The organism is Aeromonas sp. 2HA2 (assembly GCF_029237345.1).
Lineage (GTDB): Bacteria > Pseudomonadota > Gammaproteobacteria > Enterobacterales > Aeromonadaceae > Aeromonas > Aeromonas salmonicida.
On sequence record NZ_JAACGB010000001.1, the window covers coordinates 273,135 to 292,770 of the forward strand.

General features: G+C 57.1%; 20 protein-coding genes. All 20 read right to left on the reverse strand.

The genetic code is table 11. From position 1 onward, the window contains the following. Nucleotides 1–2 precede the first annotated feature (2 nt). The 20 genes from GWQ29_RS01265 to fliJ all read right to left on the reverse strand — a co-directional run bounded on the left by GWQ29_RS01265 (nucleotide 3) and on the right by fliJ (nucleotide 19,628). The gene (locus GWQ29_RS01265) at nucleotides 3–920 is read right to left on the reverse strand and encodes a flagellar motor protein MotB (protein ID WP_275906673.1); all 918 of its coding nucleotides are present in this window, start codon (nucleotides 918–920) and stop codon (nucleotides 3–5) included. Between the two features lie 2 nt (nucleotides 921–922). Then, on the reverse strand, nucleotides 923–1,660 hold the full coding sequence (locus GWQ29_RS01270) for a flagellar motor protein (protein ID WP_275906672.1): 738 nt from the start codon (nucleotides 1,658–1,660) through the stop codon (nucleotides 923–925). Between the two features lie 2 nt (nucleotides 1,661–1,662). Further along, nucleotides 1,663–2,778 carry a chemotaxis response regulator protein-glutamate methylesterase gene (locus GWQ29_RS01275; RefSeq protein ID WP_265421139.1) on the reverse strand — a complete coding sequence of 372 codons (1,116 nt, stop codon included), beginning with the start codon at nucleotides 2,776–2,778 and terminating at the stop codon, nucleotides 1,663–1,665. A gap of 32 nt (nucleotides 2,779–2,810) precedes the next feature. Next, on the reverse strand, nucleotides 2,811–4,979 hold the full coding sequence (locus GWQ29_RS01280) for a chemotaxis protein CheA (RefSeq protein WP_275918580.1): 2,169 nt from the start codon (nucleotides 4,977–4,979) through the stop codon (nucleotides 2,811–2,813). 11 nt (nucleotides 4,980–4,990) lie between these two features. Then, nucleotides 4,991–5,731: a protein phosphatase CheZ gene (locus GWQ29_RS01285; RefSeq protein ID WP_005319293.1), complete on the reverse strand. Its 741-nt coding sequence runs from the start codon at nucleotides 5,729–5,731 to the stop codon at nucleotides 4,991–4,993. A gap of 12 nt (nucleotides 5,732–5,743) precedes the next feature. Continuing rightward, on the reverse strand, nucleotides 5,744–6,127 hold the full coding sequence (cheY, locus tag GWQ29_RS01290; RefSeq protein WP_005319295.1) for a chemotaxis response regulator CheY: 384 nt from the start codon (nucleotides 6,125–6,127) through the stop codon (nucleotides 5,744–5,746). A 111-nt stretch (nucleotides 6,128–6,238) separates the two neighbouring features. Further along, nucleotides 6,239–6,958 (reverse strand): RNA polymerase sigma factor FliA, encoded by a 720-nt coding sequence (locus GWQ29_RS01295; protein ID WP_021138445.1) that lies wholly within the window; start codon nucleotides 6,956–6,958, stop codon nucleotides 6,239–6,241. Beyond that, the gene (locus GWQ29_RS01300) at nucleotides 6,951–7,835 is read right to left on the reverse strand and encodes a MinD/ParA family protein (protein ID WP_034523505.1); all 885 of its coding nucleotides are present in this window, start codon (nucleotides 7,833–7,835) and stop codon (nucleotides 6,951–6,953) included. The genes GWQ29_RS01295 and GWQ29_RS01300 overlap by 8 nt, the downstream gene beginning before the upstream one ends. Then, nucleotides 7,828–9,246: a flagellar biosynthesis protein FlhF gene (gene flhF / locus GWQ29_RS01305; protein ID WP_021138444.1), complete on the reverse strand. Its 1,419-nt coding sequence runs from the start codon at nucleotides 9,244–9,246 to the stop codon at nucleotides 7,828–7,830. The genes GWQ29_RS01300 and flhF overlap by 8 nt, the downstream gene beginning before the upstream one ends. A 16-nt stretch (nucleotides 9,247–9,262) precedes the next feature. Continuing rightward, complete coding sequence (gene flhA / locus GWQ29_RS01310) at nucleotides 9,263–11,365, reverse strand: flagellar biosynthesis protein FlhA (RefSeq protein WP_275918581.1); 2,103 nt, start codon at nucleotides 11,363–11,365, stop codon at nucleotides 9,263–9,265. A gap of 107 nt (nucleotides 11,366–11,472) precedes the next feature. Beyond that, nucleotides 11,473–12,603 (reverse strand): flagellar biosynthesis protein FlhB, encoded by a 1,131-nt coding sequence (gene flhB, locus GWQ29_RS01315; RefSeq protein WP_265462458.1) that lies wholly within the window; start codon nucleotides 12,601–12,603, stop codon nucleotides 11,473–11,475. A gap of 86 nt (nucleotides 12,604–12,689) precedes the next feature. Further along, nucleotides 12,690–13,487 (reverse strand): flagellar biosynthetic protein FliR, encoded by a 798-nt coding sequence (fliR, locus tag GWQ29_RS01320; protein WP_265421135.1) that lies wholly within the window; start codon nucleotides 13,485–13,487, stop codon nucleotides 12,690–12,692. A gap of 82 nt (nucleotides 13,488–13,569) precedes the next feature. Next, nucleotides 13,570–13,839, reverse strand: coding sequence for a flagellar biosynthesis protein FliQ (gene fliQ, locus GWQ29_RS01325; RefSeq protein ID WP_021138440.1), 270 nt, complete (start codon nucleotides 13,837–13,839; stop codon nucleotides 13,570–13,572). Nucleotides 13,840–13,866: 27 nt separating this feature from the next. Further along, nucleotides 13,867–14,646 carry a flagellar type III secretion system pore protein FliP gene (gene fliP, locus GWQ29_RS01330; protein WP_034523503.1) on the reverse strand — a complete coding sequence of 260 codons (780 nt, stop codon included), beginning with the start codon at nucleotides 14,644–14,646 and terminating at the stop codon, nucleotides 13,867–13,869. Beyond that, nucleotides 14,633–15,016: a flagellar biosynthetic protein FliO gene (fliO, locus tag GWQ29_RS01335; RefSeq protein WP_005319315.1), complete on the reverse strand. Its 384-nt coding sequence runs from the start codon at nucleotides 15,014–15,016 to the stop codon at nucleotides 14,633–14,635. The genes fliP and fliO overlap by 14 nt, the downstream gene beginning before the upstream one ends. Nucleotides 15,017–15,077: 61 nt before the next feature. Beyond that, nucleotides 15,078–15,470 (reverse strand): flagellar motor switch protein FliN, encoded by a 393-nt coding sequence (fliN, locus tag GWQ29_RS01340; RefSeq protein ID WP_017412373.1) that lies wholly within the window; start codon nucleotides 15,468–15,470, stop codon nucleotides 15,078–15,080. Between the two features lie 49 nt (nucleotides 15,471–15,519). Further along, complete coding sequence (gene fliM / locus GWQ29_RS01345) at nucleotides 15,520–16,590, reverse strand: flagellar motor switch protein FliM (RefSeq protein ID WP_005319319.1); 1,071 nt, start codon at nucleotides 16,588–16,590, stop codon at nucleotides 15,520–15,522. Between the two features lie 9 nt (nucleotides 16,591–16,599). Then, nucleotides 16,600–17,118 (reverse strand): flagellar basal body-associated protein FliL, encoded by a 519-nt coding sequence (gene fliL, locus GWQ29_RS01350; protein ID WP_021138437.1) that lies wholly within the window; start codon nucleotides 17,116–17,118, stop codon nucleotides 16,600–16,602. Between the two features lie 57 nt (nucleotides 17,119–17,175). Continuing rightward, complete coding sequence (locus GWQ29_RS01355; protein WP_275918582.1) at nucleotides 17,176–19,095, reverse strand: flagellar hook-length control protein FliK; 1,920 nt, start codon at nucleotides 19,093–19,095, stop codon at nucleotides 17,176–17,178. A 92-nt stretch (nucleotides 19,096–19,187) separates the two neighbouring features. Then, the gene (gene fliJ, locus GWQ29_RS01360) at nucleotides 19,188–19,628 is read right to left on the reverse strand and encodes a flagellar export protein FliJ (RefSeq protein WP_005319326.1); all 441 of its coding nucleotides are present in this window, start codon (nucleotides 19,626–19,628) and stop codon (nucleotides 19,188–19,190) included. Nucleotides 19,629–19,636: the final 8 nt, after the last annotated feature.

Genomic DNA, 19,636 nt, shown 5'->3' on the forward strand with positions numbered 1-19,636 from the left:
TATCAATCCTGCCTTGTTGTTATACGTATGCCACCACCTGGCAGAGTGATCACCTTGACCTCGCCTGCCTCGACTGCCTGTTGCACTGCGGGAACCGGCTCCACCGTCACAGGCTTGACGGGAGCGGGGGCGGGTGGCACCCAGGCGAACTTGGAAATAGCGACCACCACCTTGCGATTCTGTAAACGTCCCTGCTCGCTGTCATTCCCGGTAAAGGGAGAAAACTCGCCGTAGGCCTCGTAAGCAAGCCGCTGGGGGGCAACCCCCTTGGCGATGAGAGCCGTGAGCACGGCCTCCGCTCTTGCCGCTGACAACGTCCAGTTGGAACGGAAAATTTCATTATTTATCTGCTGGTTATCTGTGTAGCCCCGCACTCTCACATAGTTATCGACCGGTTTGAGAATACTTGAAAGAGTATTGAGCACAGGCTCGGCATTAGTACTCATAAAGGCACTGCCACTGCCAAACAAGAGTCCAGAGCTCAGCTCTATCGTCAACCAGTTGTCATCCAGCGTGAGCTTGACTACGCCCGCCTCCACCAGTGAGCCCATGTTTTCCTGCAATTGGGTATCTATCGTCGCAAGAGTCGTACCATCTTGCTTGATGGGGACACCAGAGATGGGAGCAATCGAAGGGGAGTCTTGTCTGGCACTCTCCAGCACTGCAGATGTGGCAGAGACCTCGCCGTTCAACAGGGATGTCCCCTGCCCTTCCAGCAAGCCATCACTGAGTGGCGGCATGACGCTGAAAGCCTGAGTCATGCCATCAATGACGGCGCGATACTTGTCCTTGTTGACCAGCGCCACCGAGTAGAGCACCACGAACAGAGCAAAGATCAGCGTCATATAGTCGGCATAGGAAACCAGCCACCGATCGAGGTGCTCTCGACCTTGCAGGTGCAAACGATAGCGCTTGCGCATGGCTACTCTCCTTTCAGATAAGCCTTCAACCGCCGTTCAACCTGCGGGCCATTTTCGCCGTGAGCAATCGCCATCAAACCTTCCAGCGTCATCTCCTGAAACAGAGCGTAATGATAGTGAAAGGCGCGCAGACGATTGGCAATCGGTAGATAAAAGAGGTTGGCAAAGCCAACCCCATAGATGGTGGCAACAAAGGCAACGGCAATTCCAGCCCCAAGAGCAGCGGGATCTTCCAGATTGAACATGGCCTGGATCAGACCAATCACTGCACCTATGATGCCAATGGTCGGACTATATCCCCCCATGGCCTCAAAGACCCGGGCGGAGTGCTCGTTGCGCTCCTGCTCGATATCGATGTCCGCTTCCAGCAACATGCGGATATCCTCTATCGATACCCCGTCCACTATCATGGTGAGGCCCTGACGGGTGAACTCGTCACTCTCCTGATCGGCCTGATTTTCCAGTGCCAGCAGTCCCTGCTGGCGGGCGAATACCGCCCATCCCTGCAGCCGCTCGGCTTGATTGGGCAGATCCCAGGCAGGAGGGATCAACATCCAGCGCAACTGCCTGATTGCTTCGAGCAGATACTTGCGCGGTGTCTGCAAAATGACCGCGCCCCAGGTGCCACCCACCACGATGACAAAGGCAGGGCCATCGAGCAGGGTGAGCAGGGTGCCGCCATGCCACAACTGGGCAATGGCAATCGCTCCCAGCGCCAGGATCAGGCCGAACATGCCCATCTTTAGCGACCCAGCTCAACCAGAATACGCTGTGCCACCCGATCCAGCGGCAGTGACTCAGTGGCGATACCCGCCTTGGCAACGGCTTGCGGCATACCATATACGACACAGGACGCTTCATCCTGAGCCCAGATGGTAGAGCCCTGCTCCTTGAGCAGGCGAGCGCCATCCCGGCCATCGGCCCCCATGCCGGTCAATACGATAGCAAGCACCTTGTCGGCATAGGTTTTAGCTGCTGAAGCAAAGGTAATATCGACACAAGGTTTGTAGTTGACCTTGTCGTTACCCTCGACAATCCGGATACGGGCACCGACACCACGCCCTTCCAGCAGCATCTGTTTGCCACCGGGCGCCAGATAGGCATGACCGGGTTTGAGTACATCACCATCTTCCGCCTCCTTGACCCCGATCTGGCACAGGCCATTGAGACGAGCGGCAAAGGCGGCGGTAAAGGTCGCCGGCATATGCTGGATAAGCAATATGGGGTGAGGAAAATCAGCGGGCAGCTTGGTCAACACATTTTGCAATGCAACCGGACCGCCGGTGGAGGTACCGATAGCCACCAACTGATAAGTCTTGCCACTGCGCTTGAACGCCGCCGACGGCACACTCCGCTGTGGCTCGGCCTGACGATCACCAGGACGTGACAGCGAACTGCCCAATGGGCTGCGAGCAGCAGGTTCCGGCGCTTTGGCTCGAGCCGGTGCCGCCATCAGGAAGCGCTTGCGCGAAATATCCTTGACCCGTTGTTGCAACAGCCGGATCGCCTCGTCCTTGTCACGGGCAATGTCTTCAAATTTCTTGGGCAGAAAGTCGAGGGCACCAGCATCCAGCGCATCGAGCGTGGCCTTGGCCCCTTCATGGGTCAGAGAGGAGAACATCAGGATCGGAGTGGGACACTTGGCCATGATCTCGCGTACGGCGCTGATGCCATCCATCACGGGCATCTCTATGTCCATGGTGATCACATCAGGTCGCAGAGCCAGCGCTTTGTCTACTGCCTCCCGTCCATTCTGGGCCGTGTCTATCACCGTCAGCATGGGATCCTGATTGATGATTTCACTGACCCGGCGGCGGAAGAAGCTCGAATCGTCGACAACTAGTACCTTGACTGCCATTGTTATTTTTCTAACTCCTTGGGCCTGAGCTATCAATGTCTACGCGCATACGCTTTGAGCAGACTCGGCACATCCAGAATGAGTGCGATACCACCATCGCTGGTGATGGTGGCCCCGGCCATGCCAGGGGTTCCTTGCAACAGGTTGTCCAGCGGCTTGATCACCACCTCTTCCTGGCCAATCAGGTTATCCACGACAAAACCTATCTGCTGGGTGCCAATCTGCACTATCACCACATGGCCCGTATCCTGCCGTGATTTCTTGTTCGTCCCTTTCACCAGCCACTTGTGCAGGTAAAAGAGCGGAATGGCCTTGTCACGCACTATGATAGTGAGCTGACCATCCACCACATTGGCCTTTTTGAGGTCCAGATGGAAAATCTCGTTCACACACCCCAGCGGCAAGGCAAACGTCTGTTCACCCACTTCCACCATCAGCGTCGGCAAGATAGCCAGCGTCAAAGGCACCTTGATCTCGAGGCGGGTCCCTTTACCCCAGGTAGAATCGATATAGACGGAGCCATTCAGGCTCACAATACTGGTTTTCACCACATCCATACCGACACCACGGCCTGAGATATCGGATATCTCTGACTTGGTAGAGAAACCAGGCGCAAAAATCAGGTTGTAGGCATCGTTGTCACTCATACGAGCCGCACTGTCTGCATCCAGCACACCACGACTGATAGCGATGGACTTGAGCTTCTCCGGATCCATGCCGGCACCATCATCCTCGATACAAAGCAGGATGTGGTCACCCTGCTGGGAGGCACTCAGGGTAATGGTGCCCTGACGTGGCTTGCCCGCTTTTTCACGCACATCCGGCATCTCGACCCCATGGTCACAGGAGTTGCGCACCAAGTGAACCAGCGGATCAGCCAGGGCCTCGACCAGGTTTTTATCCAGATCAGTCTCTTCCCCGACCATCACCAGCTCAATGTCTTTCTTGAGAGTGCGAGCCAGATCGCGCACGACGCGCGGGAAGCGACCAAATACTTTTTTGATGGGCTGCATGCGAGTTTTCATTACCGCGCCTTGCAGATCGGCCGTCACCACGTCCAGATTGGCAACCGCTTTTGACATGTCTTCATCGTTGCTGGCGATGCCGAGGCTCACCAGACGATTACGAACCAGCACCAGCTCACCCACCATGTTCATGATGACGTCCAATGTCTTGGTATCTACCCGAACCGTGGTATCGCTTTGCACTGCATTTTCTGCCGGTGCTGACGGTTGTTTGACGGGGGCTGGTGCCGGTTTTGCGGCAGCAGCCGGCGCGGCGGCGGGTTTTGGTGCCGGCGCAGGCGTCGGCTTGGCCGCGGGGGCAGCGCTCACCGGAGCTGCTGGTGTTGGGGCGGTTGCTACCGGTGCTGCAGGTGGCGTGATACTGGTTTTCGGTCCCTGGCCACGACCATGCAGCTCATCAAGCAGACGTTCGAACTCATCGTCATCGATAAGTTCGTCGACTTCTTTTTGTACCGACGTCAAGGGGTTGACCTCGAGGGCACCGCTATGCTGACCCTGACCATGCAACTGGTCGAGCAAGGCTTCGAATTCGTCATCGGTGATGTCACCGGTGCCGGTCAATATGGAATTGGCAACCGGGGTCGGCGCGCCGCCAGCACCATGTAATTCATCGAGCAAACGCTCAAACTCATCGGCAGAGATTTCATCGATGGAGCCGCCACCATTGACGGGCAATGGTGTAGCAACCGTCTCGGGTTCGGAAGCCACGGCAGCAGTCTCAATCGGTTCTTCCCCCTGGGCAGGGGCATTATTACCAGCGGAGGCAGTCAGCAGCTGCTCTTGCCCCTCGGGCTTGCAGAGCTCATGCAGATCATGCAGGATTTCGGCGGATGCAGGGCTGGGTGGTTCGCGATTCTGCACCTGGGCGAACATCACATTGATGGCGTCCAGTGCCTGCAAAATGACATCCATCAACTCGGCAGTGACGGTTCGCTTGCCATTGCGCAAGATGTCGAACACGTTTTCGGCACCGTGACAGACGTCTACCAATTCCCCCAGAGAGAGAAAACCGGCGCCGCCTTTAACGGTATGAAAGCCTCGAAATATGGCATTCAACAGATTCTTGTCATCGGGTCGCTTTTCCAAGTCGACCAGTTGTTCGGACAACTGTTCCAATATTTCGGATGCTTCGACCAAAAAGTCTTGCAGTATGTCTTCATCAACTTCGAAGGCCATGCGTCACTCCATTAGAATCCCAGGCTAGACAGCAGATCGTCCACATCATCCTGACCATTGACCACATCGGAACGCGTCTCAGGGTTCATGATGGGGCCTTCGGCTTCAATCCCGCTTACAGGAAGGCGTTGAGATGAATGCTCAGCCGCAGCCTCACCAAACATAGTCAGCATTTCTATTAATTTTGTTTCAACTTCCTGAACCAGCTTGATGACCTTGCGGATCATCTGGCCAGTCAAATCCTGAAAATCTTGCGCCATCAGGATTTCTGTCAGCAGTTGCCGTAATTTATCGGCATCAGATTCAGAAGCCTTAATAAAATCATCCAGTTGGTGACATAAAGACTTAAATTGTCCGACATTCATGTCCCTGCTCATCAGGGCATTCCAGTTAGGCAGAACCAGCTGAATGTTGTCATTGAGTCGGTCAGCAATCGGCAGGCTGGCTTCCACCGCATCCATGGTGCGGTTGGCTGCCTTGTCAGTCATGTCGATAACGTAGCTGAGACGCTCCCGGGCATCGGGAATATCATGGGTCGCCAGGTCGGGGATCCGCGGATCCAGCCGGAAATCCTGTAGGGAATCGTGCAGTTGTCGGGTCAGTTGACCCACTTTGTCAAACAGAGCGGCGGCATTGGGGGCACATGCATCAGCAATGATGGTATCAGCCTGTTCAAATTCGCCTTGCTCAAGATGGGCAACAAGCATCCTTGCCTGATCGAGCGAAATCATTGCACTCGTTTTGGCCTTCATCCCTGCTGCTCCTTAGCCGATTCGTTCAAAGATTTTGTCGAGTTTCTCTTTGAGCGTTGCAGCGGTGAAAGGCTTGACGATATAGCCATTGACGCCCGCTTGGGCGGCTTCAATGATCTGTTCGCGCTTGGCTTCAGCCGTTACCATCAGCACCGGCAGATGCTTGAGTTTGTCATCGACGCGAATTGCCTTGAGCAAGTCGATACCTTGCATACCGGGCATGTTCCAGTCGGTGACCACGAACTGATAATCACCATTTTTCAACATTGGCAAGGCCGTGTTGCCGTCATCTGCTTCGTGGGTATTGTTAAATCCCAAGTCACGCAGCAAGTTCTTGATAATCCGGCGCATCGTTGAAAAATCGTCAACAATGAGGATTTTCATGTTCTTGTCCAAAATTCCCTCCTAAATAGCCGCCATAGCGGCTCACTTACATGATGCAGATCGCAGGTTTTGTTTTGCGGATTATGCCTTAGAGTTTTGTTTCAGTGTAGCTAGTACAAACACTTATACATGCCAATCTCTTAAACGAGCGCGTAATCTGTGCATTGCCTGACTGTGTATCTGGCTCACACGAGACTCGCTTACGTTCAATACCTCGCCTATTTCACGCAAGTTCAGTTCTTCATCGTAGTAAAGGGAGAGTACCAACGCTTCCCGTTCCGGCAAGCGTCCAATGTGTTCGGCCAGAGCACCTTGAAAACGCTCGGCTGCCAGTTCGTCAAAACCACTGTTGCTTCCAGCATCGTCGGGATGACCAATCACATCCTCGCTGACCCCCAGGTCCTCGATGCCGATTATCTTGCCGCAGGAGACATCCTGCAGCATGGTGTGATACTCGCCGAGACTGACCCCCATCTGGACCGCCACCTCGGTATCGCGGGCATCACGGCCGTGCGCTTGTTCAACATTTTCGATGGCTTCGGCGATGGCACGGCTGTTGCGGTGCACGGAACGCGGCACCCAGTCGCCCCGCCGTATCTCATCGAGCATGGAGCCACGGATGCGGATCCCGGCGTAGGTTTCAAAGCTGGCGCCCTTGCTGCCGTCAAAGTTGCGGGAAGCTTCGAGCAGCCCAATCATACCTGCCTGGATCAGGTCATCCAGCAAGACACTGCTTGGCAGGCGAGCCAATAAATGCTGGGCAATCCGCTTCACCAGTGGAGCATGACGCTCGACCAGCACATAGGAATCCTGATGACGCAAGTACGCTTGGGCTTTATTCACGGGAACCTTCCTGTGCTATGACCGGCTTTTGCAGCAAATTTTCCAGGAAAAATTCGAGATGCCCGCCGGGTTGGTTAGGAATGGGCCAGCTTGCCGCCTTGTTGGCGAGGGCGCGAAACGCCAGCGCTGCAGGCGACTTGGGGAAGGCTTCGACGATCAGCTTCTGCTTGCGCACGGCAGCCCGCAGGTTGGTGTCGTAAGGCACGCAAGCCACCAGCTCCAGCGAGGTGTCCAGAAACCGGTCAGTTACCCGGGTCAGCTTGGCATAGAGCTCCTGCCCTTCGCGCAGGCTGCGCACCATATTGGCCACCACCTTGAAGCGAAACACACCGTGATCCTTGGAGAGGATCTTGATGAGGGCGTAGGCATCCGTGATGGAGGTTGGCTCGTCGCACACCACTATCATGATGTCCTGAGCGGCGCGAGTGAAACTCAGCACCATCTCGGAAATGCCCGCCGCCGTATCCACCATCAGGATGTCGACCTGGGTCTTCATCTCGCTGAAGGCGCGGATAAGTTCGGCATGCTGCACCGGAGAGAGCTCCACCATGGACTGGGTGCCGGATGTCGCCGGCACTATCATCATGCCGTAAGGTCCCTCGACTATGATGTCGTCTATGGTGCACTCGCCGGCCAGCACATGGGAGAGGTTGCGGTGTACCCGCAGCCCCAGCATGACGTCAACGTTAGCAAGGCCAAGGTCGGCGTCCAGCACCATCACGCGTTTGCCTTGGGCAGCCATGGCACCCGCCACGTTCAGGGTCACGTTGGTCTTGCCCACGCCACCCTTGCCACCGGAAACGGCGATCACTTTTACTCGATTGTTTTGACGCATTTTGCGCAGACCACTCGCCTGATCCATATGTATGTTACTCATAAAACTCCGAATCTTCGGCCTCGCCAAAGCCTGCCCCCCAGAAATAGGGTTCTTCTGTTTCCTGCTCCAGCGAGCCCATGGCAGCCCCGACGAGCTGCGCCGCATTGGCAACTTGAATATCTTCCGGAACCCTTTGTCCATCAGTGATATAGCTGATAGGCAATGCATTCTGGATACACACGTTAATCACTTCGCCCAGATTCAGACTCTCATCCAATTTGGTAAGTATGCAGCCGCTTAATGGAATACGCCGGAAATGGTCCACCGCCTCCTGCATCACCCGACGCTGGGAAGTGGCTGACATCACCAGGTAGCTGCGGATGCGAACCTTGGCATTTTTCACCAGGGTATCGAGCTGCTCGGTCAACCGTATATCCCGCTGCCCGACCCCTGCGGTATCGATGAGTACCAGCCGACGATGGCGGAACTGATAGAGGGCATTGGCCAGCTCTTCTGCATCCCTGACCTGCCGAACCGGACACCCCATGATGCGACCATAGGTCTGCAACTGTTCATGGGCACCGATCCGGTAGTTGTCCGTGGTGATGAGCGCCACCTGCTCGGCGCCATACTTCATGGCAAATCGCGCCGCCAATTTGGCGATGGTGGTGGTTTTGCCCACCCCGGTCGGTCCGAGCAGGGCAACGGCCCCACCCTGTCGTAAAATGTCGTCTTCGCTGATCTTGAGCTGGGCGGTCAGCACCTCGGCCAACTGGGCCATGGCCTGATGGATGGACATATCCTCAGGGATAAGGCCCGCCAGCTGATCGGCAAACGCATCGTCAAAGCCTATCTTCTTGAGTTCCTTGATGAGCAGGGCCCGCATAGGTTCACGGCGTTCCACTTCCTGCCACATCAGTCCGGAGATCTGGTGCTCAAGCAGCTTGCGAATGCTGGCCATCTCCTTGCGCATCCCTTCCATCTCCTGCTCTCGCGGCGCAGGCTGGGGAGCGCGACCCGGGGTCGCCACTCTGGCTTTGGGCTTGGCAGGCTCGGGGGCCGCTCCCCACTGGCCCTGTTCTGCCAGGGTGCGAGGCGCAGATCCGGCAGCCGCCATCGGTGCCCCGCCGTTGAGACCGGCCGGGTTGGATGGATTCAGCTTCTGCTGGCGTGCCAGCAGCGCGGCCAGGGTATCGGCATAGTGTTCGTTCTGTTCCTTGGCCGGGGTGGGCACAGGGCGCGTCATCTGCCGCCCGGCAGACGAGATATTGACGCTCTCATCGTTCAACTGACGGCGAACCGGCGCATCTTTGGGTCCCGGAACTTGGGATTGATAATCGACAGCGGCGACTATCTCCACCCCTCCGGTGACTTTCTTGTTGGACATGATGACGGCATCGGGCCCGAGAGTCTCCTTGACCTCAGCCAGCGCCGTTCTCATATCCTTGGCAAAAAACCGCTTAATCTTCACCCGTCATCTCCGCTAACTAGTTCTGTCCTACCGCACTGACGATGCGGATTTGCTTGTCATCAGGCACTTCCTGATAAGACAGAACGCGCAATCCAGGAATGGCATTCTTGACAAATTTCGCCAGGGTATTGCGCAGTATCCCTGATGTCAGAAGCACGGCCGGTTGGCCTTCCAGTTCTTGTCGTTGAGTGGCTTCCACCAATGAGCGCTGCATCCGCTCCGCCAGGCCCGGCTCTATGCCAGCACCATCACCACCCCCTGCCTGCAGGGATTGATGCAATATACGTTCCAATTCTGGCGACAATGTGATCACCGGTAACTCGGGATCCGGGCCGGCAATCTCCTGCACTATCAGGCGGCGCAGGGCGATACGGCAGGCGGCCGTGAGCACTTCCGGGTCCGGGCTGCGCGGGGCATATTCCACCAGGGTCTGCAGGATAGTGCGCATATCGCGGATTGGCACGCCTTCATTGAGCAAATTCTGCAATACCTTCACCAGGTTACCCATGCTGATGACCTCGGGAACCAATCCTTCCACCAGTTTGCTCTGGTGCTTCCCTATCATGTCGAGCAGTTGCTGCACCTCGTCATGCCCCAGCAGCAAGGCGGCATGGTTGGAGAGGATCTGGCTCAAGTGAGTAGCGACCACGGTGGCGGTATCCACCACTGTGTAACCCAGAGTCTGCGCCTGGGAGACCTGCTCCTTGGCAACCCACACCGCCTCCAGCCCGAAGGCGGGATCCCGGGTGGCAATGCCCTGGATCTGGCCGAACACCTGGCCCGGGTTGATGGCCATCTCCTTATCATGGTAAACATTGGCCTCGCCGGTACTGACCCCCATCAAGGTGATGCGGTATTGATTGGGCGCCAGATCCAGATTGTCCCGAATATGTACGGCAGGTACCAGAAAGCCGAGCTCCTGAGAAAGTTTCTTGCGCACCCCTTTGATCCGGCTGAGCAGTTCCCCGCCCTGATTGCGATCCACCAGAGGGATGAGCTGATAGCCCACCTCCAGACCGATAATATCCACCGGCATCACATCGTCCCAGCTCAGCTCTTTCTGCTCATGGGGTTGGTCGGTCGTGGCAGGCATCAGCTCGCCCTTGGCGGCCTTGGCCGCAGCACGCTTCTCACGGCGCAGCAGCCACCAGGCACCGGTGGCTGAAATGGCTCCCAGGCTCAGGAAGGCAAAGTGCGGCATGCCTGGCACTATCCCCATCAACAGCAGAATACCTGCCGAAATAATCAGCGCCTTGGGATTGTCAAACAACTGACCCAGCACCGCCGTGCCCATGTCCTGTTCCGTGTTCTGGCGGGTAACGATAATGGCGGCAGCGATGGAGAGCAGCAGGGAGGGTATCTGGGCAACCAGACCGTCACCGATGGCGAGCAGGGTATATATTTCGGCCGACTCACCGAATGTGAGCTGATGCTGCATCATGCCAATGATGAAGCCGCCGATGATGTTGATAAAGAGGATCATGATGCCTGCTATCGCATCCCCTTTCACAAATTTGGAGGCACCGTCCATGGAGCCGTAGAAGTCGGCTTCCTGAGTCACATCTTGCCGACGTTTTTTGGCATCTTCCTGGTTGATGAGACCAGCGTTCAAGTCCGCGTCGATGGCCATCTGTTTGCCGGGCATGGCATCCAGGGTGAAACGGGCGCTCACCTCAGCAATACGTCCGGCGCCCTTGGTGATGACCACAAAGTTGATGATCATCAGGATCGTGAAGACGATGATACCGACCGCATAGTTGCCGCCGATCACCACGTTACCAAAGGCCTCGATCACATGACCGGCCGCCGCGCTGCCATTATGGCCTTCCAGCAAGACCACCCGGGTTGACGCCACGTTGAGCGCCAGCCGCAGCAGGGTTGCAATCAGCAGGACGGTCGGGAAGGCGGCGAATTCAAGGGGGCGGCGGGTATAGATGGCCACCAGCAAGACCACGATGGATAGGGCAATATTGAAGGAGAAGAGGACATCCAGCAGCATTGGCGGTATGGGCAGCACGACCATGCCAAGGGAGCCAAGCACCAGCAGCGGTGTCCCCACCCCCTTGGTCAGCAATCCCCTGTGCTCTTTCAATCGGCCCAATGATGCCTGGAATTTCATCGTTTTTCTCAATCTTAAACCGCTGGTGTCCGATTAAAGCAAACATCAAGCCAACAATTCAATGCATTGATTTTAAATGATTTTATTTTGACTGCGTCAGAAGTTTGTCATTTTCGAAATTCGGGCGGAATGGGCAGATCACGGGCGATCGGATTGGGGCGCCGGCCGCTGCCACGACGGAATTTTTTGAGCTGATAAATATAAGCCAACACCTGGGCCACGGCGGCAAACAGGCCTTCCGGGATCTCGTGCCCAATCTCGGTGGAGTGAAAAATGGCGCGGGTGAGTGCCGGGGACGGCATGATGGGGATCTCGTACTCCCTGGCTATCTCCCTGATCTTCATTGCGATCTCATCTGTCCCCTTGGCAACGACCTTGGGCGCGGCACCCGGCTTGGCAATGTCGTATTTGAGCGCCACCGAGTAGTGGGTCGGGTTGGTGATGATGACGTCAGCCTTTGGCACATCTCCCATCATGCGTCGCATCGCCATCTGCATCTGCAACTGCCGTATCCGTCCCTTCACCTCGGGTTTACCTTCGCTGTCCTTGAACTCGTCTTTCACTTCCTGCTTGGTCATCTTGAGCTGGCGTGTGTGGTTCCAGGTCTGGAAGGGTACATCTATGGCCACTATGGGGATGAGGGCACAACAGAGGATGATCAGCATCCACAGCAGCAGGTCCAGCGCATCTATGATGCCACCGGGAAACCCCTCCATGGAGAGATTAAGCAGATGGGTGAACTGGCTCGACAACATCCACCAGGCAAACAAACTGATGAAAACCACCTTGGCAATGGACTTGACCAGTTCGATCAGTGACTGCACCCCGAACATCCGCTTGATGCCGCTGAGCGGGCTCAGCTTGCTCCACTTTGGCATCATGGCCTCGGAGGAGAAGTTCATCCCCCCCAGCAGGGTATTGCCGACGAAAGCCGCTATGGCCACCAGCATGAACAGCAAGCCAAGCGGATAGACAAGCTCCCTTAGCAAGGCCGGCAACATGGCGCCCATGGCATTGGGATCAAAAGCCTGATCCCGGTCCAGAGTAAAGCCAATGGTGAGGATCTTGACCATGGCGCCGGCCAGACTCTCCTTGACCATCAGCAGACCGAAAACAGCTGCCAGCAGGACGCTGGCGGTACCCAGCTCCTTGGAGCGTGCAATCTGCCCTTTTTCCCGGGCCTGTTGCAGTCGTTTGCCCGTGGGTTGTTCGGTACGTTCCTGATCGGTATCAGCCATCTTGCTGACCTCCGCAACACCGGACGCGGCTCAGCAGCAATCGCCTCCAGAGGAAGTGAAGCACTTTGGTACCAAGCCACGCGCAATCAACCATTCTGATCACCGAAGCACTGGACATTAATCAGCTCGCAGCTGGTCTCCTGCACCCGCTCCCACATGGAATCGAAGTGACCGAGAAAACCGCCTATGGTGAGCCAGAGGATAAAGAGGCCGGACATCATGCTGACCGCAAAACCGATACTGAAGATGTTGAGCTGGGGTGCCGCCCGGGTCATGACACCGAACGAAAAGTTGATGAGCAGCAGCGCGACTATGGCCGACAGCGCCATCACCAGGGAAGCTTGGTACATGACCCCCAAAAAACCGACCAGACTGCGGATGGCAGGCAGGGTGAGCCCGGTATCGGAGACCGGCAAGGTCTCGAAACTCAGTACTACCATGCGCAGCATGATGAGATGACCATCCACCGCCAGAAACACCAGGGTTGCCAGCATCAGGTAGAACTGGCCTACCACAGGGGCCGACTGGCCATTCATGGGGTCCACCAGGGTCGCAAAACCCAGACTGGTCTGCATGGCGATGACCTGACCGGCCATCACGAAACTCTCCATCAGAAACTGGGTCATGAGGCCGAGGGCAATGCCGATGAGCAGCTGCTGGGTCAATACCAGAAAACTGCCGACGGAGAACAACTCAACCTTGGGCATGGGAGGCAACAAGGGGGCGATCATGAAGGTCAGTGCCAGCGCCAGCCCGATACGGATCCGGGCCGGCGTCAGGCGGCTACCGAACACCGCCATCACCATCAAGAGGCCGCTCACCCGCGCCAACGGCCAGAGGATGGAAGACAACCACTCCATGATAAGAGCGGTCGTGTAGGTCATACCGCCACCTTGGGACTATCGCAAGGTACCGCCATCAGCAGCAGGCTGTCAGACGGTAATCCTGGCAACGCCGTGGAGTGCATCATCCCACCACCTGGGGAATTTGACTCACCATCAGCAGGAAGAAATCCATCAGGCTCTGCAAGCCCCAGTGCGCCCCCGCCCCCAGTGCAAACAGGGTGACGATGAGACGCGGCAGGAAGCTCAAGGTCTGTTCGTTGATGGAGGTAGCGGCCTGAAAGATGGCCACCACCAGACCTATCATCAAACTCGGTAAAATCACGGCGCACACCATGATGGTCACCAGCCAGAGTGCCTCACGGAATACGTCGACAAAGGTTTCCGGACTCATGCTCCTTGCTCCTTGCGTTTGTCCGACTTAACCACCGGCGCCCAGGCCGAAACTGTTGGCCAGAGAGCCCAGTATCAGGTTCCAGCCATCCACCATGACGAACAGCATCAATTTGAATGGCAGGGAAACCAGCATGGGTGACAGCATCATCATACCCATGGCCATCAGGATACTGGCCACCACCAGATCGATCACCAGGAAGGGCAAAAACAACATGAAGCCTATCTGGAATGCCGTCTTCAGCTCGCTGGTCACAAACGCCGGGATCAGCACGCGCAGTGGCACCTCGGCGGGTTTATCCACCTGCACGTCGGCGATTTCCATGAAGGTATTGAGATCCTTGATCCGGGTCTGGGAGAGCATGAACTGATGGATGGGCAGTTCGGCCCTCTCCAGCGCCTCCCTGGCCTGAATGGTCTCGGCCAGATAGGGTTGCAGCGCCTCGTCGTTGATCCGATCCAGCACGGGGGACATGATGAAAAACGACATGAAGAGGGCAATGCCGATCAACACCTGGTTGGAGGGGCTCTGCTGCAAACCGATCGCCTGGCGCAATATGCCAAGCACTATGATGATGCGGGTAAACGAGGTCATCATGATGACAACCGCAGGCAAGAAAGATAGCGCCGTCATCAGCGCCAGCACTTGCAGGGTCAGGCTGTATTCCTGACTGCCATCCGCCAGGGTCTTGATGGTCACGGCCGACATGCCATCCTGGGCCAACGCCAGCGGCGAGAACAGCGCCAGCGTTGATAACAGGCCGACCAGCAGCCCCATTGGTAACCTCAAGCCGTCAGCTTTTTTCATGTTTGCCCATCAGTTTGCCAAGTTGCTGGGAAAACGCCTGGGGCTGGCTCTCGTCCAGCGGCGTATCCAGGCGATAGAGAAAATTGACCTGCTGCGGTGTCACCCCGATCAACAACTGCTGTTCACCCACCTTGACCACCAGCAGCTTCTCTTTATAACCCACCGGCAGGCTGGCGATGACACGCATCTGACCGCCCCCCATGGCGTTGGCTATCTTGCTCTTCTTGAGCAGAAAGCCCAGCACCAGGATGAGGCCGATCACCATCAGGCTGGAGAGCAACCAGGAGGTGAGGCTGGGAGGATTGGCTCCCGCCCCCGGATTGGCCAGTACAGGGCAGGATAACAAGAGTAACGGGAGCGCGCGGATCATGTGAGTTTCTGGATCCTGTCGGCCTGAGTGATGATGACATCGGTCAGCGCAATGGTGCAGGTCATTTGAGTTTCTTGATCCTTTCAATCTGGCTGATGACATCGGTCAGACGGATACCGAACTTGTCGTTCACTACCACCACCTCGCCGTGGGCGATCAGGGTGCCGTTGACCAGCACGTCCAGCGGCTCACCCGCCACCCGATCCAGCTCCACCACAGATCCCTGGTTCAGTTGCAGCAAGTTGCGGATGCTGATCTGGCTGCGGCCCACTTCCATGGCGATGGTGACCGGAATATCCAGAATGGTGTCGAGTTTGCGCCGCTCCTCGGCACTGATGGGGGCGTCATCGGTGAGCTCCTCGAGGGGAGCGGGTTTGGCTTCGGCAATCACCTGCTCTTCCAGTGCGGCTGCCCAGGCGTCCGCCATCAGATCCTCTTCATCAGTTCCGCTCATCTTGCTTCCTTATGCTCATTCGTGACCATCTGTCGTGACAGACTGTCGATTATCGCTGTTGATCTTCGATGCTGCGCTCGAGCTCTTCCAGCTCGGCCTCACCATCGATACGTATGCCGCCCCGGGTCACCAGATGCATTTCTGTCTTGACCCCTTCAGGGCGCTTGAGTTTGTCGGTAATCTTGAGGGCCACGTTATCCTTGGTCCGCCCCATCTTGGCATGGAAGGTGGGCAAATCTTCCACATAGACCAGCAGGTTCTCAGGCATCTCCACCGGGATTATGTCACCGGGCTTGAGCTCCATCAGCTCGCGCAGTGTCAAGTCCGTCTCCAGCAGTTTGGCTCTGAGCTCGACCTTGACGTCCATGATCTCGTCGCGCAGCGCCTTGCTCCAGCGTACGTCCGTGTCACCCTTGTCGCTCTGCACACCAGCATCCAGCAGTTCGCGGATGGGCTCCAGCATGGAGTAAGGCATGGCCACGTGAAAGTCACCGCCGCCCCCATCAAGCTCGATGTGGAAGGAGCTCACCACTATCACCTCGGTGGGACTGACGATGTTGGCCATGGCAGGGTTCACCTCGGAGTCGAGGTATTCGAAGCCCACGTCCATGACGGGGGCCCAGGCGTCCTTGTAATCCTCGAACACCAGCTTGAGCAGCATCTGTATGATGCGGCGCTCGGTGGGTGTGAACTCGCGACCCTCGATCTTGGCGTGGTAGCGACCATCGCCGCCAAAGAAGTTTTCCACCAGGATGAAGACCAGTCGGGCCTCCATGGTGATGAGTGCCGTGCCCTTGAGCGGACGAAAACGCACCATGTTCAGGCTGGTCGGTACGAACAGTGTATGTACATATTCGCCGAATTTGAGCATCTGCACGCCGTTGATGGAAACCTCGGCGGTGCGGCGCATCATGTTGAACAGGCTGATCCGCATGTGACGGGCAAAGCGCTCGTTCACCAGCTCCAGGGTCGGCATGCGGCCACGGACGATGCGGTCCTGGGAGGAGAAGTCAAACTGGGCAACACCGGGATCCCCCGCTGCGCCTATCTCTTCCTCTTCGACATCATCGACACCGTGCAAGAGGGCATCAATTTCGTCCTGACTTAACAGATCGCTCACGCTTCACCCTTATTGCATTACAAAGCCGGTAAACAGCACTTGTTCGATAACGGGGGAAGAGACCAGGTCACCCAGCACCCGACGGCACTCTTCCAGTGAATCCTTGCGCAGCTTCTCCTTGCCTTCGAAAGTCATCAGCTGCTCGCTGGTGGCGGCACTGAAGATCCGCAGCAAGGTGCCTTCAATCAGGGGGATATTTTGCTTGGCCAGGTTCTCGTCGGCGGTGCCACGCACCATCAACTGCACCTTGATCTGCACCAGTCGATCCCGCTGTGCGCCCGAGACGTTGAACACAAAGGGACGCGGCATGCCCACATAGAGCGAAGGTTTCGGTGCCGCGTCTTTCGGCTTGGCATCTGCCCCTTCGGCCGCAGCGTCAGCCGCCGGCTTGTCGGAGCCGGAGAGCATGAACCAGGCACCAGCACCGCCGCCCGCCAGCACTATCACGGCCAGGGCGATGATTATGATCAGCTTCTTTTTCTTGCCTGCCGCCGGATCTTTAAGCGTCAGTTCGTTGTCATCTGCCATCCCTTGTCCACCCTAGTCTCAAACTTGTTCGATATCATAAACTTACTCAGGCTGGCATCAAGCATAGAAATCAATTCCGGCATCGTTTGTCGATTCCATCGACAAACGACTGCCTGCCGCCGTGACCTCTGCCTCAGTTTGGCCTGTTTCGGAAAACGATCCGCTGCCATGTTGACCTGACTGGCCCTGGCCGGAAAAAGCGGACTGTCCCTGAGACTGCTGCTGTGGCTGTTGTTGTACCAGAGTCTGACCAAGCTGGATGCCCTGTCCGGCCAGCATATCACGCAGGCGGGGCATGGCTTGCTCCAGCATTTCGCGAGTCTGCCCATGCTGCACCACAAAGTGCACGTTGGCTTGGTTGTCGGATCCCATCTGGATCTGGATTTTCATCTTGCCAAGACCCAGGGGATCGAGCTGGATCTCCGCCTGCTGCAACTTGTCCGTCAGCATCAGGTTTACCTTCTGATGCAACTGGGCAGGGGTCTCCGGACTGGCCAGCTTGAGGTGAGCCAAATGCTGGGGATCCCGCCGCGCCGATATGTCTGTGGTCGACTTGCTGTCATTGTTCACGGCCTGGGGCTGACTGTTTTGCTGCACCTGCTGGCTGTGGTTGTTGTCCTGGGTAGTGGACTCTGTGCCCAGAGCGCTGTTTCTGCCAAGCTCGGCCACCTTCTGCTTCACATCAAGTTTGACGTCCGCCTTGGTCTTGGGCGCATCGCTGGCTTCCATCTGCTTGAGACCGGCCGACAAAGCGTTCAATGATGCTTGCGGCCCTTGTGATTCACTGCTGGCCAGCGCCTGTTGCGGCGCCGTCAGTACAGGCTCGGCAGCGTGTGCAACCAGTGTCGTCTGAGCAGCGGTCACCATGCTGGATACAACAGTCTGGCTATCTGATTTGGCGGCAGGGGCAGCCTTGGCTTGCTCACCCTCTTCAGTGACAGCCTGGGTCTGTGCGGCATCGGTCGAGGTTGTAGTGTCACTGTCGGCCCGGCCCAATCCCTCTTCAAACGCCCTGGTGGCGCCCGCCTGAGCAGGCACGGCCTGATTCATGGTGTGCAGGGGAGATGGCTTTTCAGCCCCCTCCTTGTGACCCATAGGGGGGATGGCGGGTTTGGGGCTGCCATCAGCTTCGACAGGATTGTTCCCCTCGCCTTTAGGGGCTTTATCCACCCCTTCGGTCGGCAACACCTTGCTCAACAAGGCTGTCCGTTCAGCATCGGAAAGTGCGGCCTTGCCGCCCTTGTCGGCACTCGCCGTGTCTTTGCCCTTTTCATCACCCTTCAGCTCAACCGCCATGGCCGCGGACGTATCCCCATCCACGGCTTCGGTGGCTGGCGTTTCATCGTTTGCAGCCGCGGCCCCTGCATCAGCCCCCTTGAGCAGGCTGGCCGCCTGTTGCGCCAGCAAGGCGGCCTCACCGGGCGCGGCCTGCTTGCCATCACCTTGTTTGCCGTCAAGCGCCAGCGCATCGGCAGATGCGGTGGCCTCATCTTCTTGCGGCAACATATTGCCGTCACCTTCCACAGCCGGGGCAAGGTAGAGAACGGCGGGGGAGACGAGACTGGTATCCTGCTTGAGGGCGTCTTGCAGACGCTGCAAGAAATCAATGGGAGAGGCACTGCTCTCAGCCTCGTCCATTTTTTTCTCCTTGTCGTCCGTGGCGGCTGTCTCCCCTGTGGTATCCGCCAAAGATTTGGCATCACCATGCTTGCGACCTTCCCCCTTGTCAGTGACGACCGTCTCCTTGACCAGCGGATCGGGGGCGACTTGCTCACCGGCAGCCACTTTGCTGCCCTGCCTGGCACCTGTTGCCTTATCCGCCTGCTGAGCCTTGACCATCTCATCGGAAAAGCCCCCCTTCAGATCGCTCTGCGAGGCCTGATCACCTTTATCGGACGATGAGATGAGCGACGCGTTTTTATCGGCAGAGGGCGCAGCCGAAGCGGAGGGGGTATTGGTTAACAATGTCTGCATCATGATGAAGGTCCCTGACGGCAATCGGGTTCGGGTGCAGCCCTCACGCGAAAGAGAGGGGTGAGGCGCACACTGGATGGTCAGAATAAAGCAAGTTACAGGCCAGAATGATGAAAACGGCGCAGCATGGCGTACTCATCCAGCATCTTCTGCTCCTGACGCTGAGCCTTCTGCTGCTCACGCCCGGCCTGCTTGGCCAGCAACAACTCCACCGCCTTGCGCCTCTGCTGGGCTGACAGCCACTCTTGCCGTCGCAGTTCCAGCGCCTGACGCACTTGCCTCACCCCTTCATACTGCTGGGTAGCCGCCTGTTCGAGCTTGCTGATAAAAGCGTGATACTGGGCATTCTGCTGGGCACCTATGCCCTGCAAGCCACGGTCGGTCCACTGTTGATGGTAAATCTGGCGGTACTGATTGAGCGCTTCCTGCTGCTCCATGAAGATTTTCAGATCCTGCTGGGCCTTGGCCAGTGCCAACCCCGCCTGCTGTTCGGCCTCAAGCAACCGCTCGGACAACATCACCAACCCTTTACTCATGAGCGCGC